Raw genomic sequence first — 17,785 nt, 5'->3', positions numbered from 1 at the left:
CATGAGTGTGATTGCGCAGGCAGGGGCGAAGGGTCGTCAACTGCACAAATTTGGTGGTAGTAGTCTGGCAGACGTGAAATGTTATTTGCGTGTCGCAGGTATTATGGCGGAGTACTCGCAGCCTGACGATATGATGGTTGTTTCCGCCGCGGGCAGTACCACTAACCAGTTGATTAGCTGGCTGAAGTTAAGCCAGACCGATCGTCTTTCTGCGCATCAGGTTCAACAGGCGTTACGTCGCTATCAAAGCGAGCTTATCAGCGGTTTGTTACCTCCTGAGGTGGCGGATGGGTTGATCGGCGCGTTTATTCACGATCTGGAACGCCTGGCCGGGTTACTCGACAGCGGTGTAAACGATGCCGTTTATGCTGAAGTCGTCGGGCATGGCGAGGTGTGGTCCGCGCGTTTGATGTCCGCTGTCCTTAATCAACAGGGGCTGGAATCGGCCTGGCTGGATGCGCGTGAGTTTTTACGTGCTGAACGCGGCGCTCAGCCGCAGGTGGATGAAGGTCTTTCTTACCCATTACTGCAGCAACTGCTGGCGCAGCATCCGGGTAAGCGCCTGGTGGTGACTGGTTTTATCAGCCGTAGCAATGCGGGTGAAACGGTCCTGCTGGGGCGTAACGGCTCTGACTACTCGGCGACGCAGGTTGGTGCGCTGGCGGGCGTTTCTCGTGTCACCATCTGGAGTGATGTCGCCGGGGTTTATAGTGCGGACCCACGTAAAGTCAAAGATGCCTGCTTGCTACCGCTGCTGCGTCTTGATGAGGCCAGCGAGCTGGCGCGTCTGGCGGCTCCGGTTCTGCATGCCCGCACCTTACAGCCGGTTTCGGGTAGCGATATCGACCTCCAGCTGCGCTGTAGCTACACGCCGGATCAGGGATCAACGCGGATTGAGCGAGTACTGGCTTCTGGTACCGGGGCGCGCATCGTGACCAGCCATGACGACGTCTGTCTGATTGAGTTTCAGGTTCCCACCGGCCAGGACTTTAAGCTGGCCTACAAAGAAGTCGACCAGATTTTAAAACGCACCCAGGTGCGTCCACTGGCGGTGGGCGTGCATCCTGACCGCCAGCTACTGCAATTTTGCTATACCTCCGAAGTCGCTGACGGCGCACTGAAAATTCTTGATGAAGCCGGTTTGCCGGGCGAGCTGCGTCTGCGCCAGGGGCTGGCGCTGGTGGCGATGGTTGGGGCAGGCGTAACGCGTAATCCGCTGCATTGCCACCGTTTCTGGCAACAGTTAAAAGGCCAGCCAGTCGAGTTTACCTGGCAGTCGGAAGAGGGGATCAGTCTGGTTGCGGTACTGCGTACCGGCCCGACCGAAAGCCTGATTCAGGGTTTGCATCAGTCTATTTTCCGCGCAGAAAAACGTATTGGTCTGGTGCTGTTCGGCAAGGGGAATATTGGTTCACGCTGGCTGGAACTGTTTGCTCGCGAACAAACAACGCTTTCCGCGCGTACCGGGTTTGAATTCGTGCTGGCAGGCGTGGTGGATAGCCGCCGCAGCCTGCTGAACTATGAAGGGCTGGATGCCAGCCGTGCTCTGGCCTTCTTCGACGACGAAGCGGTAGAGCAGGATGAAGAGGCGCTATTCCTGTGGATGCGCGCCCACCCGTATGATGATTTAGTGGTGCTGGATGTGACGGCCAGTGAACAATTGGCCGATCAGTATCTGGACTTCGCCAGCCATGGTTTCCATGTCATTAGCGCCAATAAACTGGCGGGGGCGAGTACCAGTGATAAGTATCGCCAAATTCATGATGCTTTCGAAAAAACCGGTCGCCACTGGCTGTATAACGCCACCGTGGGCGCAGGTTTGCCGATCAACCATACTGTGCGCGATCTGATTGATAGTGGCGATACGATTCTGTCGATCAGCGGGATCTTCTCCGGCACGTTATCCTGGCTGTTTCTGCAATTTGATGGCACGGTCCCGTTCACCGATCTGGTGGATCAGGCCTGGCAGCAAGGACTAACTGAACCGGACCCGCGCGTCGATCTTTCTGGCAAAGATGTGATGCGTAAGCTGGTGATCCTGGCGCGTGAAGCAGGTTACGATATTGAGCCGGACCAGGTTCGCGTTGAGTCACTGGTGCCTGCGCACTGCGAAGAAGGCTCCATTGACCATTTCTTTGAAAATGGCGATGAGTTGAATGAACAGATGGTGCAACGTCTGGAAGCTGCACGTGAAATGGGGCTGGTGTTGCGCTACGTGGCGCGTTTTGACGCCAATGGTAAAGCGCGTGTGGGTGTTGAAGCAGTCCGCGCTGAACACCCGCTGGCAGCGCTGTTGCCGTGCGATAACGTGTTCGCCATTGAAAGCCGCTGGTATCGTGATAACCCGCTGGTGATCCGCGGGCCGGGCGCAGGTCGTGATGTGACCGCCGGTGCTATCCAGTCCGACATCAACCGTTTGGCGCAGTTGCTGTAGTTTGCGTTGCCGGATGGCGCTTACGCTTATCCGGCCTGGCGATGACACAAACCGTAGGCCCGGTAAGCGGCAGCGCCACCGGGCAAATCCAGGATGTTGTATTTCTCTGTCAGCGTCCTTATCGTCTGAAACACAGAATGGGCAGAGTAACGTGGGCTTTGCTGAAATTCCGTCTGTTGCTGCAACCAGTTGAGAAAATGATGACTTGCCGCCAGGGTTATTGACGCTCCTTTTTCAACCTGACCCTCTGTTAACAAACACACCATTTTACGCGTGTCGCCTTGTTGCCAAATTTGCCACTGGTTTTGCCACCATCCCTGATAACTTTTGCCCAGTAACTGCCAGGGCCTGGTGTGTTGATCGTCGCTGATTTCTTCATCCACAAACCAAAGCGAGGCGTGATGTTCGCGAAATTGTTCCGCCCATGCGGTAATCACTGCGCCGCGCAGAAAGCATTCGTGGGCAATAATGTGCGTTTTTACCGCAGGCCAGAGATGGTTCAGGACGCGGAAATGCCCATGCGCGGTAATGACCGGGCGTAAAATTGCGCCGCTGGCGTTACGTTTGAGCATCGCGCTGCCGTACTGAATTTCGTCAAATTGGCTGCGGCGTAAAAACTGCGTTTCTCGCTGACTGACTCGTTCCACAATATCATCATGACTCACCACTGGCTCAGTGCTGCCGCGCCAGCGGTAACGCAATGAAACCCCGGCAGGATGAGGTGTGAAATTGCTGGAAATATGCAGAATATTACCGCGAATAGCGTCAAAACTGAGCAACACATAGAGTTGCTGATCTGCACTGGCACCCTGAAAAGGTACGATCAGAGAGACTGTTGCGATTTGTTCGGGCGGTTGGATGGCGACAAGCGGTTGCTGCTTTGGTGTCCAGACCTTTTTGCAGCTCCGGCACTGAACGCGCTGGCTGCCCTGGGGATTTCGGCCATAGCGTATCGTTTCTCGCTGGTAACAACGTGGGCAAAAATGACCGCTTTGGGCGGCAAAATCCGTTAAATATGCTGACAACCACCTACCAAACTGTTCCTCATTAAACAGCGGGGGATAGCTGCCGCATGCCCGGCAATGCAGTGCGGCATAACCCAGCCGATACTCTGGCCAGCTGTAATCTGCTGAGCTCGCCAGTCCCAGATTTTGGCAGCCAAAGGATTTACAGCAATTGATAGTGAACGGAGATGTCATCGTATTACCAACGATTTTTAATGGTCGTTGATTTTGACCCGCGACTATCACCGGTGGATGTGAGTTTTCTCACATAAAAAACCCTTTCAGAACGTAACGTAGCGATTCTTTATATGACTGAAAGGGATTGATTATGAAGTTAAAAATGCTTGCTGTTGGTGTTCTGGTATCGTTGCCGCTCTGGGCGAGTGCCAAAGATGTCACAATTATTTATACCAACGATCTTCACGCCCACGTTGAACCTTATAAAGTCCCATGGATTGCGGATGGCACGCGTGACATTGGCGGTTGGGCCAATATCACGACGATGGTGAAGCAGGAGAAAGCGAAAAACAGCGCCACCTGGTTTTTTGATGCGGGTGATTATTTTACCGGGCCGTATATCAGCAGTCTGACCAAGGGTAAGGCGATTATCGATATCATGAACACCATGAATTTTGATGCTGTCACCATGGGTAATCATGAATTCGATCACGGTTGGGACAATACGCTGTTGCAACTGAGTCAGGCGAAATTCCCCATCGTGCAGGGTAATATCTTTTATCAGAACAGCAGCAAAATGTTCTGGGATAAGCCTTACACCATTATTGAAAAAGATGGCGTGAAGATTGGCGTGATTGGCCTGCACGGCGTGTTTGCTTTTGATGATACGGTTTCTGCGGCGACACGTATTGGTATCGAAGCGCGTGATGAAGTGAAGTGGTTGCAACGCTATATCAATGAGCTTAAAGGCAAAGTCGATCTCACCGTGGCGCTGATCCATGAAGGCACGCCAGCGCGTCAGTCCAGTCTGGGCGGCACCGATGTGCGCCGTGCGCTGGATAAAGACATCCAGACCGCAGGCCTGGTGCAGGGGCTGGATATCCTGATCACCGGTCATGCGCATGTTGGCACGCCGGAGCCGATTAAAGTCGGTAATACCCTGATCCTTTCCACCGACAGCGGGGGTATTGATGTGGGTAAACTGGTGCTGGATTATCAGCAGAAACCGCATCAATTTACCGTGAAGAATTTCGAGCTAAAGACCATTTTTGCGGATGAATGGCAACCAGACCCGCAGACGAAACAGGTCATCGATGGCTGGAATAAAAAGCTTGATAAGGTGGTACAACAAACGGTTGCAAACTCTCCGGTTGAGCTGACGCGTGCTTACGGTGAATCTTCTTCGTTGGGCAATCTGGCGGCGGATGCGTTGCTGGTGGCGGCAGGTAAAGATACCCAGTTAGCGCTCACTAACTCAGGCGGCATCCGTAATGAAGTCCCCGCAGGAGCCATCACCATGGGGGCGGTCATTAGCACCTTCCCGTTCCCGAACGAGCTGGCCACAATGGATCTCACCGGTAAGCAGTTGCGTAGTTTGATGGAGCACGGTGCGAGTTTAAGTAACGGTGTTTTGCAGGTATCTAAAGGCCTGGAGATGAAGTATGACAGCAGTAAACCGGTCGGTCAGCGCGTCACCGTACTAACGTTAAACGGTAAACCGATTGAGGATGCCACGGTTTATCACATAGCCACCAATAGCTTCCTGGCTGACGGCGGTGATGGTTTTACAGCATTTACCGAAGGAAAAGCGCGAAATACATCCGGAGGCTACTACATCTCTAATGCGGTTGTTGATTATTTCAAAGCGGGAAATCCGCTGACGGATGAGCAACTCAAAGGCATGCGTGTGGCAGATGTGAAACCGTAGCGAGCTCAGGCCAGCAGACAATCCGCTGGCCTGTTGTTTTAGCCTCTGTGAGAGGCAAACACCTCTTTCGCGGCAAACAAACCATTGAGTGCCGCGGGGAAGCCAGCATATACGGCCATCTGCATAATCACTTCAACGATCTCATCCTGCGTTAAACCCACGTGTAATGCCGCGCCAATATGTACTTTCAGTTGCGGTGTGGCGTTACCCAGCGCAGTTAATGCCGCGACGGTAGCTATTTCTCTACTGCGTAAATCCAGCCCCGGTCTTGAATAGATGTCGCCAAAAGGAAATTCAATCAGGTATTGGGCGAAGTCTGGCGCAATGTCCTGCAGACTTTCGATGACTGCATCGCCCCCTTTGCCATCTACTTTTTGCAACATCTCCTGGCCGGTAATAAAGCGTTCTGAAAGCATCATTTCTTCCTCTATCGTGTGGTCTGTGGCGTGAGGATAGAGCGCGCAGAATGATTGGGATAATACCGTTTCCGTGATACTTTTTTGGTATGACAATATCGCCCCTGCACTCTCTGGATATCCGTCTGCTGCGCTACTTCACCGTAGTGGCCGAAGAGAACAACATGAGTCGTGCGGCGCAACGTCTTTTTATGTCGCAGCCGCCGCTAAGCCGTCATATTCGCCAGCTTGAAGAACGCCTGGGGGTGACGCTTTTTGTCCGTCATACCCGTGGGCTTACGCTGACGGAGGACGGCCAGCGCGTACTTGAAATGGTGCGTCCGCTGCTGGCGCTACAGGACAAGACCTATATTGCATTGAGCCAGTTAGCGCAGATGGAGGTGCAACCTCTGCGTTTAGGATTAAGCACGGCGTTTGAACAGGGCGTTTTTGTGGCGCTTGAATCAACGCTAAATGTTCGTGTAAAAATGCTGCGTGTCATGCGTCACGGCTCACCTGAACTTGTTCGTCAGGTAAGGCGAGGCAAACTGGATGCGGCGCTGGTGGCTTTGCCTATTGAGGCATCTGGGCTTACCGTCACCCCTTTAGCCTGGCAAGAGCCGATAATTGCTGCATTACCCTCCTTTTGGTCAGAGGCTTGTACGGCTTCTCTTTCCTTATCGGCACTCAACCACCGACCGTTGTTCTGGTTCCAGCGGGAACGTAACCCGGCTTTCTTTGACTATACCCGGCAGATTTTCCACCGCGCTGGTTACTCTCCTTCCTGTCTTGAAGAACCACTGGAGCATGATGTGCTGCTTGCGCGGATTGCCCAGGGCGATGGTTTAAGTTTGCTCCCGGCTTCATTTGCTGCTATCCAGCGCCAGGGCGTGGTATTCCATCCACTGAGCGATGCTGAGCTGTGTATCCGTGCCGGGTTAGTGATGTTGCCTGAAAATGAGAGCCGGTTGCAGTGGGTGCAAGAACTCATGACGCAATCCCTCATCAATTCAGACTGATGTGAATTTTTTTCACGTTGGCTGAGTATTCCTCACCTTTAGCGATGATTTTTGTGTTGACGCCAGCATGCTTTTCCGTCATTTTTACATCTAGACGTCTAAACGTATAGCAGTTTACAACACAACATATAACGACAAAAGATTGATGAGGTAAGGTATGAGCTTTTTTCACGCCAACCAGCGGGAAGCCCTGAATCAGAGCCTGGCAGAAGTTGCCGGTCAGATTAACGTTTCATTTGAGTTTTTCCCGCCGCGCACCAGTGAAATGGAGCAAACCCTGTGGAACTCCATCGATCGCCTGAGCAGCCTGAAGCCGAAGTTTGTTTCAGTCACTTACGGTGCAAACTCTGGTGAGCGCGACCGTACGCACAGCATTATTAAAGGCATTAAGGATCGCACGGGTCTTGAAGCGGCGCCGCACCTGACCTGCATTGATGCGACCCGTGATGAGCTGCGTACCATTGCTCAGGACTACTGGAACAACGGTATTCGGCATATTGTGGCCCTGCGTGGTGACCTGCCGCCGGGAAGTGGTAAACCGGATATGTATGCTTCTGACCTGGTGACGCTGCTGAAAGACGTTGCTGACTTTGATATCTCCGTTGCGGCTTACCCGGAAGTGCACCCGGAAGCAAAGAGTGCTCAGGCTGATTTGCTGAACCTGAAGCGTAAGGTTGATGCCGGTGCGAACCGCGCGATCACCCAGTTCTTCTTCGATGTAGAAAGCTATCTGCGTTTTCGCGATCGCTGCGTGTCTGCGGGTATCGATGTGGAAATTATTCCGGGTATCCTGCCAGTCTCCAACTTTAAGCAGGCGAAAAAATTTGCCGACATGACCAATGTTCGTATCCCTTCCTGGATGTCGACAATGTTTGATGGTCTGGATGATGATGCCGAAACCCGCAAGCTGGTAGGGGCGAATATCGCCATGGACATGGTGAAGATCCTAAGTCGCGAAGGGGTGAAAGATTTTCACTTCTATACGCTCAACCGCGCTGAGATGAGCTACGCTATTTGTCACACACTGGGTGTAAGACCGAATTAAACAGATGCCCCAGCCCTCTACGGAGGGCTTTTTATTGATCATTTTGATCTACATCTCTGTAACGTAAAATATAAAAGGAATTAGCTATCGAATCTGTGGGTTATTTCGACTATATCTTATCTCTGGTGGTGTATATCGTAGTCAGAACACTGTAAAGGGAGCATATAGATGAGCATGTCCGACGATAGCCAAAACGCATCAACTGCCGGTAAGTGTCCTTTTCATCAGGGCGGTCACGACCAGAGCGCGGGAGCAGGAACGAACAACCGCGACTGGTGGCCTAATCAACTCCGTGTAGATTTGCTGAACCAACATTCCAACCGTTCGAACCCGCTGGGCGAGGACTTCAACTACCGCAAAGAATTTAGCAAACTCGACTATTCTGCCCTGAAAGGGGATCTCAGAGCCCTTCTGTCCGAATCTCAACCGTGGTGGCCTGCCGACTGGGGTACCTATGCCGGTTTATTCATCCGTATGGCATGGCACGGTGCAGGGACTTATCGCTCCATCGATGGACGCGGTGGCGCGGGTCGCGGACAGCAGCGTTTTGCACCACTGAATTCCTGGCCGGACAACGTTAGCCTTGATAAGGCGCGTCGTCTGCTGTGGCCAATCAAGCAGAAATATGGTCAGAAAATTTCCTGGGCCGACCTGTTTATCCTCGCGGGTAACGTGGCGCTGGAAAACTCAGGTTTCCGTACCTTCGGTTTTGGCGCAGGGCGTGAAGACGTCTGGGAACCGGATCTGGACGTAAACTGGGGTGATGAGAAAGCCTGGCTGACTCACCGCCATCCTGAAGAGTTGGCAAAAGCGCCGCTGGGCGCAACCGAAATGGGTCTTATCTATGTGAACCCGGAAGGGCCGGACCATAGCGGCGAACCGCTTTCTGCGGCAGCGGCTATTCGCGCGACCTTCGGTAACATGGGAATGAACGACGAAGAAACTGTCGCGCTGATTGGTGGTGGTCATACGTTGGGCAAAACCCACGGTGCAGCACCAGCATCCCATGTTGGTCCTGATCCGGAATCTGCACCAATTGAAGCGCAGGGCCTGGGCTGGGCCAGCAGCTACGGCAGCGGCTCGGGTGCAGATGCCATCACTTCTGGTCTGGAAGTTGTCTGGACGCAGACTCCGACCCAGTGGAGCAACTATTTCTTCGAGAACCTGTTCAAATATGAGTGGGTGCAAACTCGCAGCCCGGCAGGCGCTATTCAGTTTGAAGCGGTTGACGCACCGGAGATTATCCCCGATCCGTTTGATCCGTCGAAAAAACGCAAGCCAACAATGCTGGTCACCGACCTGACCTTGCGCTTTGATCCTGAGTTCGAGAAGATCTCTCGTCGTTTCCTTAACGATCCGCAGGCGTTCAACGAAGCCTTTGCCCGTGCGTGGTTTAAACTGACGCACCGTGATATGGGGCCGAAAGCGCGTTACATCGGACCGGAAGTACCGCAAGAAGATCTGATTTGGCAGGATCCACTGCCGCATGCGTTCTTCAACCCAAGCGAAGAAGACATTCTTAACCTGAAGGCGACCATTGCAGCTTCCGGACTTTCTGTCAGTGAGCTGGTATCGGTGGCGTGGGCTTCCGCATCGACTTTCCGTGGTGGTGACAAACGTGGTGGCGCTAACGGTGCGCGTCTGGCGCTGGATCCACAGCGCGGCTGGGATGTGAATGCCACCGCAGCACGCGTTCTGCCTGTGCTGGAAGGTATTTATAAATCTGCTCATACCGCCTCGTTGGCCGATATTATCGTGCTGGCCGGTGTGGTCGGTGTCGAGAAAGCGGCAAGCGCGGCGGGTGTTAACATCACTGTACCTTTTGTTCCGGGCCGCGTAGATGCGCGTCAGGACCAAACCGATATCGAGATGTTTGAGCTGCTGGAGCCTATTGCAGATGGTTTCCGTAACTATCGTGCCCGTCCTGACGTGTCGACCACCGAGTCGTTACTGATCGATAAAGCGCAGCAGTTGACCCTGACAGCACCGGAAATGACCGTGCTGGTAGGCGGGATGCGCGTACTGGGTGCCAACTTTGATGGTAGCCAGCATGGCGTCTTTACCGATCGTCCTGGCGTACTCAGCACTGACTTCTTCGTCAATCTGCTGGATATGCGTCATGAGTGGAAGGCGGTTGATGAGTCAAAAGAGCTGTTTGAAGGCCGTGATCGTCTGAGCGGCGAAGTAAAATACACCGCAACCCGCGCCGATCTGGTGTTCGGTTCTAACTCTGTATTGCGCGCAGTGGCTGAAGTTTATGCCTGCAGCGATGCCCACGAGAAGTTCGTGAGAGATTTCGTGGCCGCATGGGTGAAAGTGATGAACCTGGATCGTTTCGATCTGCTGTAACAGACGATGCCGGATGCCGCTTGTGCGGGTCCGGCATCGTAGGAATAAAAAAATCCCCGCATTTGCGGGGATTTTTATTGGCAGGTTATTCCCACTCTTGCAGATACCGCTGGCCATACTGATCGGCCACCAGCAGCGCAGCGTAAACCTGATCCGGCGTGGCGCCGCCCGGCATGTTGTGGATAGTTTCGCCTTCGGCACAAGCCGCTTCTGCCACAATACGCATTTTCGCCGGGATATCCTGTTTGATGTCCAGTTGCGCCAGCGTAATCGGCAAGCCAACGGAATGGCACAGCGCCGCCACGGTTTCGATTTCGTCTACCGGCGCGTTTTCCAGCACCAGTTGCGTCAGCGTGCCGAAAGCCACTTTTTCACCGTGGTAGTAGTGATGCGCATCCGGGATTGCCGTCAGACCGTTATGAATGGCGTGTGCCGCAGCCAGACCACCGCTTTCAAAACCGACGCCGCTCAGATAGGTATTGGCTTCAATTATGCGCTCCAGCGCAGGCGTTACCACATGTTGCTCGGCGGCCAGCATCGCTTTTTCACCTTCTTCTATCAGTGTATTAAAGCACAGCTCAGCCAGTGCCAGCGCCGCCTGAGTGCATTGACCACCCGCCATGGTTGTTGCGCCGCTGCGCGAGCAGGCGCGTGCTTCAAACCAGGTTGCCAGCGCATCGCCGATACCTGCTGCCAGCAGACGCGCCGGTGCGCCCGCGACAATTTTGGTATCAACAATGACCCTGTCCGGGTTGTTCGGCAGCAGCAGATAGCGGTCAAATTCACCGGCATCAGTGTAAATGACGGACAGTGCGCTACACGGTGCATCGGTGGAGGCGATGGTTGGCGCAATTGCGACCGGTACACCCATAAAGTGCGCCAGCGCTTTGGCGGTATCCAGCGTTTTACCGCCGCCGATACCGAGCACGGCCCCGCATTGCGCTTTTTCCGCTACGCCACGCAGGCGGTCGATTTCGTTTTGCGAACATTCGCCGCCAAATGGTGCAATTTCCAGCGCCAATCCGGCGTCATGGAAGCTTTTTTCCAGAGCAGGTTGGGCAAAGCCTAAGACAAACTTGTCCCCAACGACCAGCCAGCGCTCTGCCAGTGGTTTGAGGTAGCTGCCAAGACGGGTAATAACATCAGCACCCTGGATGTACTTACCAGGTGATTGAATAATGCGATCCATACTTTATTTCCCTCACAGGTTGATGTGACCAAATGCGTTGTTCCAGTCCTGCTCAAACTTCTCTATCGCTGACTCTACCGCAGGGGTATTGAGCATTTGTTGCGCTACGTCTAATGGCAGGGTGATTGCTTCACATCCTGCCAGCAAGCAATCCAGCGCCTGACGCGGAGTTTTAAAGCTGGCCGCCAACACCATGCTGTCTGGCGCATGCAGTTCCAGCAATGTTTGCAGTTCTTGTACCGTGCGAATTCCGTCGCCGCCCTGCGCGTCGATACGGTTAACGTAAGGCGCGATATATTTTGCCCCAGCCAGTGCGGCCAGCAGACCCTGAGAAGCACTGTATACCGCGGTGCCCAGTGTGGTGATACCCTCTTTTTTCAGCATTTTGATCGCGGCCAGACCTTCAGCCGTGACGGGAATCTTCACCACCAGACCGGGCACGGCGTTGCTCAGGCGTCTGGCTTCTTCTACCATGCCTTGTGCATCCCGGCTCATGGTCTGGGCAAACAGAATACCCTCTTTGCCAATGGCGTTCTGCAGGCGTGGCAGTACATCCCAGATAGATTCTTTGCTTGCTGCCACAATGCTTGGGTTGGTGGTGACGCCCGCGATAGGGAAGATGCGGGCCAGACGTTCGACTTCCGCGACGTTGGCGGTATCAAGATAAAGTTCCATACAAAAACACCCTCTACGTTTTCCGTTAGCTACCCGTTGCCGGGTTGCTTTGCTATGCACAGGATAAGAGTGTTTCGTCACGCGGCGCTATCTGACAAATCTGCCAAAAGCTGGATAAATGTAATATGTCTAAAAAAGTGAGAGATACTTCACATGTAAGTGATATGTGCTGGTATATGTTTTTTGATAATACAAAAATCCAGTAAATGTTACCTTTGTCTCCGTTTTCTGTCCCAGTATGCGATGATTACTGGTCAGTTTTTTTCTCCGTCAACTGGCTGTGATATTGCCGACGATACTCTGACGGCGAACGTTCAGTATTCTTGCGAAACAGGCGGCAGAAGTAGTTGCTGTCAATAAACCCACAGGTGTGCGCCACGTCTTTGATCTTCAGCTCGTAACCCTTGAGCAACGTTTTTGCGTGTTCCAGTCGCGTGTGGTTCAGGTATTCGTTAAACCCGATAGCGCCCGTTTTTTGAAACAGGTGGGAGAGGTAGTTGGGTGAAATGTAAAACGCCTGTGCGACGGATTCACGGGTGAGCGGCGAAGCGTAGCGTTCGTCAATATAGCTGCGAATGGCGTCGAAAAGCGCCTGACTACGTGATGCGGTTTGGATCTGGCTGCCGAGCAGATCGCGACAGTGACTCAGCAAGCTTGCAACGATTAGCCTGGCTGTTTGCTGCTCCTGTGGCTGCATTTGCATCTCATGGAGCGTTTGCAGCAGAAAAGAGCCAATACGCGGCCCACGCCGAGCGACGTGCTGGTGGGTAAGGTTTTGATATTGCTTGCCGTCCCATTGGACGATGCTGAAACCCAGTTGCTGTTTGCCGAACAGAATGCTGAGTGTCGTGACCGGTGTGACCCACTGCGGAATATTCCAGCCGCCAGCCGGAACAAACAAGACATCGCCGGGGGTAAGCACCTTATCGATACCAGAATCCGCAAATTCACCTTCCAGCACAATTTCCAGTCGCGGAAAATCGACCTTATACGCCAGTTCTGGCGTTGCGGCGTTGCTGCTGGCGAAGTAAACCTGGTGCAGCGGTAAGGGACCGTTAATCAGGCGGGAAAGTAGGTGGCTGATGTTGTGATACATGTGAATCCCTGACAGATCGTGGACAGGGAAACAGTAACCGTCATCATAAAAAAAGGCCACTCTTAAAGAGTGGCCTGAGAGGGCATTACTGATTCCCGATTTGATCGCCGTAAGGCAGGGAGTCGTAATCAATCAGGGCGTTTTTCTTGTACGGATTACCAATCCAGCGGGTCGTCTCTTTGAACTCCGGGCTGGTAATAGAACGGGTCGGATCGAAACCGTCGTACGTAAAGCCGGCCAAATCTGACCAGGTATGGATAAGTTCAGAGCTGCTGTACTTGCGATTAACGTCCTGTGAGAAGTCGCGTGGGTGCGCAGCCTGCCATTTTTCAGACGTCCACAGCAGGAACGGTACCGTATACATATGGCGCGTTGGGCTATCTTCGTTACGGCCCTGCGTTTTATGTGGCGGCGTGTCATACACTTCTTCACCATGGTCAGAGAAGTAGAGCAGGAAGCCGTTTGGATCAGTTGCTTTGTAGTCTTTGATCAGGCTGGCAATGATATGGTCGTTATAGACGTTGGCATTGTCATAATCGTTATATGACTCCAGTTCATCACTGCTCAGACCTGCAGGTACGTTCTCGGTATTACCGTCAAACTTGCCCTGGCCTTCCGGATAGCGGAATTTGTATTTAATGTGCGTACCCAGCAAGTGAACGATGATGAACTTTTTCGGAGCTGGGTCGGCCATGACTTCTTTAAACGGCGCCAGTACGTTGCTGTCATATTCACGCGCACTTTGGGTACGCTGCTGGTTCATATAGAACTGCTTGTCTGTCTGCCGGGAAAATACGGTCAGCATGGTGTTACGGGCGGTCATTGTTTGCTGGTTGGTGATCCAGAAGGTTTTATAACCCGCCTGTTTCATCATATTCATCAACGACGGCTGCGTCAGATATAAATCCGGGTTCTTCTCGTTCGCGAAGGTCAGCGCCTGTTGCAGGATTTCAATCGTGTACGGACGTGAGGTCACGACATTATTGAAAACGGTGAAGTTTGGATCGGATTTATGCAGCGCATCCAGTTCCGGCGTGGTTTCACGTGGGTAGCCGTACAGGCTCATGCGGCCACGTTGAGTTGACTCGCCAATCACCAGCACCAGCGTACGCGGAGCATCACCAGAATTGTCTTTAAAGTTAGCCAGTGGTGGCAGTGCGTTGTTCTCATTCAGCAGGCTATTTAATGCGGTCAATTGTTGACGGTATTGATAATAACCAGAGATGAACTGCCATGGCGCGGCAGGCTCCATGCGCGATGCAAGGCCGCCCAGCGTTTTCTCAAAAGGCTTATGCTTGATAAACGTATTGACGGTCATTGGGTGCAGAATTAAACCGTACAACAGCGCAAATGACACCAGATAACGCCATGGCGAAGGAATATGAACCGGGCGTAAACGCGTCCACAGCAGGATTGCGGTTGCTGTGTAGGCCAGTGCGATAAGTACGATCTTGAGACTGAAATATTGGCTCAGATATTCGCGGGCTTCGTTGGCGTTGGTTTCAAACATGACGAACAGAACGCTTTGTGAGAATTCTTGTCCGTAAATAACATAATAACTCAGCGCGGCCAATGAAGCAGCCCAGAGTGCCACACCAATAACGGCAGCGATAATGCGAATACGGTTCGGGAATAAGAATACCGGAATCAACCACAATGAGCTGAACAGTATTGAGTCGCGTAATCCGTTAGTTCCGCTATAGCCAGTAAAATAAATAATGGCCTGGAGTAAGGTAGAGAAGAACCAAAAATAGAGGAGTGCCCAACCTAGGGCTTTCCAGCTAAATTTGGGTTTAGACTGGAGTTGTAAGGATTGCATAGTGTGAGCCTGTCTTTAATCGTAGCGCCAACGTTAGCGGCTAAACATTAAGAGGATCTGAAGCAATGCGAGTCGAAAATCGCGTTCTGCTAACAAATATCCATTGGATGTATAAAATGCAGACAGGAATATATTAAAAATGAGATGGTTATGACAGCAGTATTTTATATCACCCTCGCGCAATAGCACGAGGGTGACAGGCATAAAAATTAGCCGGTGTTACGCATACCGGCAGCAACGCCAGCAATTGTCACCATCAGCGCTTGTTCGACGCGTGGGTCTGGTGCATGACCTTGCTCTTCTGCCTGGCGCGAACGATATAATAATTCGGCCTGTAAGACGTTCAGTGGGTCAGTATAAATATTCCTTAACTGAATAGACTCGGCAATCCATGGTAGATCGGCCATCAAATGTGAGTCATTGGCGATTGCCAACACCACATTGATATCGGCTTCCAGACGCTGACGCAGTTCTTCACCCAATGGCCAAAGCTCTTTTTTGACCAGGCGCTGATCGTAGTACTCCGCCAGCCACAGGTCAGCTTTTGAGAACACCATCTCCAGCATGCCAAGACGCGTGGAGAAGAATGGCCAGTCACGGCACATTGCTTCAAGCTCGCTTTGCTTACCGTCTTCAACCACTTTTTGCAGTGCCGTACCCGCACCCAGCCAGGCCGGAAGCATCAGGCGGTTCTGCGTCCAGGCGAAGATCCACGGAATAGCACGCAGAGACTCTACGCCACCGGTCGGGCGACGTTTTGCCGGACGTGAGCCGAGTGGTAACTTGCCCAGTTCCTGCTCTGGTGTTGCGGAACGGAAGTAAGGTACAAAGTCTTTGTTTTCACGAACATATCCACGATAGAGATCGCAGGAGATATCTGAAAGCTCATCCATGATATGACGCCAGTTATCTTTTGGCTCCGGCGGCGGTAACAGGTTAGCCTCCAGAATTGCGGCAGTGTACAGCGACAGGCTGCTGATGGTGACTTCCGGCAGGCCGTACTTAAAGCGGATCATCTCACCTTGTTCTGTCACGCGCAGGCCGCCTTTCAGGCTGCCTGGCGGTTGAGAGAGCAGTGCCGCATGGGCAGGCGCGCCGCCGCGACCAATGGAGCCGCCGCGACCGTGGAACAGCGTCAGTTCGATACCGGCTTTTTCGCAGGTTTTGATCAGCGCGTCCTGTGCCTGGTATTGCGCCCAGGAGGCCGCCATCACGCCCGCATCTTTTGCGGAGTCAGAGTAGCCAATCATGACCATCTGTTTGCCCTGAATAAAGCCGCGATACCAGTCGATATTCAGTAGCTGGCTCATGACATCATCGGCGTTGTTCAGGTCGTCCAGTGTCTCAAACAGCGGGGCAACAGGCATAGCAAAACCAATGCCGGATTCTTTCAGCAGTAAATGCACGGCCAGTACGTCAGACGGTGTTTTCGCCATTGAGATAACATAGGCAGCAATGGAGCCATAAGGCGCTTCGGCAATCACCCGGCAGGTATCGAGCACTTCACGGGTATCGTTGCTCGGTTCCCAGTGACGCGGCAGCAGCGGACGCTTGGAATTCAGCTCGCGGATCAGGAACGCTTGTTTATCCGCTTCTGACCAGTTTTCGTAGTCGCCAATTCCCAGATAGCGGGTCAGTTCGCCCAGTGCTTCGGTATGACGAGTGCTTTCCTGACGAATATCAATGCGTACCAGCGGTACGCCAAAACATTTCACGCGCCTAAGGGTGTCGAGCAACTCGCCATTGGCGATGATGCCCATACCACAGGCCTGTAGAGACTGGTAACACGCGTATAGCGGCTCCCAAAGCTGTTCGTTTTGGGTTAGCAGGCCAACAGGTTTTGGCAGTTTTTCGCCTTTCAGACGCGCTTCCAGCCAGGCCTGAGTTGCCATCAGACGTGAACGCAGCATTTTCATCAGATAGCGATAAGGTTCTGCCGCACCTTCTTCACCGACCAGCGCCATCAGTTCCGGTGTGGCTTCAACCATCGACAGTTCAGAAATCAAAAACTGGATGTCTTTCAGGAACAGGTCAGTGGCTTTCCAACGGCTAAGCAGCAGCACATGGCGGGTGATATCTGCGGTGACATTCGGGTTACCATCACGGTCGCCGCCCATCCAGGAGGTAAAACGTACCGGAACAAAATCGACAGGTAGCTTATAGCCCAGATGTTCTTCCAGCTGTTCATTTAGCTCGCGCAGGTAGTTGGGTACGCCTTCCCACAGGCTATTTTCAACCACTGCGAAGCCCCATTTGGCTTCATCAACCGGGCTTGGTCGTAGTTTACGGATTTCGTCCGTATGCCAGGACTGAGCAATCAACTGACGCAAACGACGCATCAGCTGGTGGTGCTCGTAATCGACGATGTCTTTATTATCAAGCTGTTTGAGGCATGCGTTTACTTCACCCATTTTATGAATCAAGGTGCGGCGGGTGATTTCGGTTGGGTGCGCGGTCAACACCAGCTCCAGAGACAGCGATTCCACGGCTTTCTTGATGGTGGTTTCATCGAGGTTGGGCTGGTCTTTCAATTTACGCAGGGTGCGAGCAATCACTTCCGGGTTGCTGGCAGCTTCGCCTTTTGGCGAAATACTATGGTACTGCTCGGCGGTATTGGCCAGATTCAGGAACTGGCTAAATGCGCGGGCAACGGGCAGCAGCTCGTCGTTAGACAGATTTTGCAGTGTGGTGAGCAGTTCCTGGCGATTAACTTCATTGCCAGCGCGGGATGACTTGGACAACTTACGGATTGTTTCTACGCGGTCGAGAATGTTCTCTCCCAGCGCGTCCTTGATGGTCTCTCCCAGCACTTTGCCGAGCATACTGACATTACTACGCAACGCGGAATATTGTTCGTTCATATTTACCCAGACAC

General features: G+C 52.9%; 12 protein-coding genes. 5 read left to right on the top strand and 7 right to left on the bottom strand.

All coding sequences use genetic code 11. The features are described 5' to 3' along the window. Position 1 precedes the first annotated feature (1 nt). Complete coding sequence (gene metL / locus OGY19_RS15250; RefSeq protein ID WP_048213987.1) at positions 2-2,434, top strand: bifunctional aspartate kinase/homoserine dehydrogenase II; 2,433 nt, start codon at positions 2-4, stop codon at positions 2,432-2,434. A 26-nt stretch (positions 2,435-2,460) separates the two neighbouring features. Here metL and OGY19_RS15245 read toward each other — a convergent pair whose 3' ends face one another. Beyond that, positions 2,461-3,633 carry a cytoplasmic protein gene (locus tag OGY19_RS15245; protein ID WP_115601192.1) on the bottom strand — a complete coding sequence of 391 codons (1,173 nt, stop codon included), beginning with the start codon at positions 3,631-3,633 and terminating at the stop codon, positions 2,461-2,463. A 133-nt stretch (positions 3,634-3,766) separates the two neighbouring features. On the opposite strand from OGY19_RS15245, the gene OGY19_RS15240 reads away from it, so the two are divergent. Continuing rightward, on the top strand, positions 3,767-5,323 hold the full coding sequence (locus OGY19_RS15240; RefSeq protein WP_115601191.1) for a bifunctional metallophosphatase/5'-nucleotidase: 1,557 nt from the start codon (positions 3,767-3,769) through the stop codon (positions 5,321-5,323). A gap of 38 nt (positions 5,324-5,361) precedes the next feature. Here the strand turns inward: OGY19_RS15240 and OGY19_RS15235 are convergent, their stop codons facing one another. Continuing rightward, positions 5,362-5,739, bottom strand: coding sequence for a carboxymuconolactone decarboxylase family protein (locus OGY19_RS15235; protein ID WP_048213984.1), 378 nt, complete (start codon positions 5,737-5,739; stop codon positions 5,362-5,364). 89 nt (positions 5,740-5,828) lie between these two features. On the opposite strand from OGY19_RS15235, the gene OGY19_RS15230 reads away from it, so the two are divergent. From OGY19_RS15230 to katG, 3 genes are all read left to right on the top strand, one after another. Next, positions 5,829-6,737 carry a LysR family transcriptional regulator gene (locus OGY19_RS15230; RefSeq protein ID WP_115601190.1) on the top strand — a complete coding sequence of 303 codons (909 nt, stop codon included), beginning with the start codon at positions 5,829-5,831 and terminating at the stop codon, positions 6,735-6,737. Between the two features lie 157 nt (positions 6,738-6,894). Further along, positions 6,895-7,782 (top strand): methylenetetrahydrofolate reductase, encoded by an 888-nt coding sequence (gene metF, locus OGY19_RS15225; protein ID WP_005121692.1) that lies wholly within the window; start codon positions 6,895-6,897, stop codon positions 7,780-7,782. A gap of 168 nt (positions 7,783-7,950) precedes the next feature. After that, on the top strand, positions 7,951-10,131 hold the full coding sequence (gene katG, locus OGY19_RS15220) for a catalase/peroxidase HPI (RefSeq protein ID WP_061066979.1): 2,181 nt from the start codon (positions 7,951-7,953) through the stop codon (positions 10,129-10,131). 85 nt (positions 10,132-10,216) lie between these two features. Here the strand turns inward: katG and gldA are convergent, their stop codons facing one another. The 5 genes from gldA to ppc all read right to left on the bottom strand — a co-directional run bounded on the left by gldA (position 10,217) and on the right by ppc (position 17,771). Beyond that, positions 10,217-11,320, bottom strand: a complete 1,104-nt coding sequence (gene gldA, locus OGY19_RS15215) for a bifunctional L-1,2-propanediol dehydrogenase/glycerol dehydrogenase (RefSeq protein WP_115601189.1) — start codon at positions 11,318-11,320, stop codon at positions 10,217-10,219. 12 nt (positions 11,321-11,332) lie between these two features. After that, entirely contained in the window at positions 11,333-11,995 is a 663-nt protein-coding gene (gene fsa, locus OGY19_RS15210; RefSeq protein WP_115601188.1) for a fructose-6-phosphate aldolase, read from the bottom strand. Between the two features lie 247 nt (positions 11,996-12,242). Next, the gene (locus OGY19_RS15205; RefSeq protein WP_115601187.1) at positions 12,243-13,091 is read right to left on the bottom strand and encodes an AraC family transcriptional regulator; all 849 of its coding nucleotides are present in this window, start codon (positions 13,089-13,091) and stop codon (positions 12,243-12,245) included. An 85-nt stretch (positions 13,092-13,176) separates the two neighbouring features. Further along, positions 13,177-14,910, bottom strand: a complete 1,734-nt coding sequence (locus OGY19_RS15200; protein ID WP_061066983.1) for a phosphoethanolamine transferase CptA — start codon at positions 14,908-14,910, stop codon at positions 13,177-13,179. 209 nt (positions 14,911-15,119) lie between these two features. Continuing rightward, entirely contained in the window at positions 15,120-17,771 is a 2,652-nt protein-coding gene (gene ppc / locus OGY19_RS15195) for a phosphoenolpyruvate carboxylase (RefSeq protein ID WP_115601186.1), read from the bottom strand. Positions 17,772-17,785 lie beyond the last annotated feature (14 nt).

This window comes from Citrobacter sp. Cy070 (genome assembly GCF_030332245.1).
In the GTDB taxonomy this organism is placed as follows: domain Bacteria; phylum Pseudomonadota; class Gammaproteobacteria; order Enterobacterales; family Enterobacteriaceae; genus Citrobacter; species Citrobacter youngae.
The sequence above is the reverse complement of the archived record's forward strand: the minus strand, read 5'-3'. Positions and strand labels throughout refer to the sequence as shown.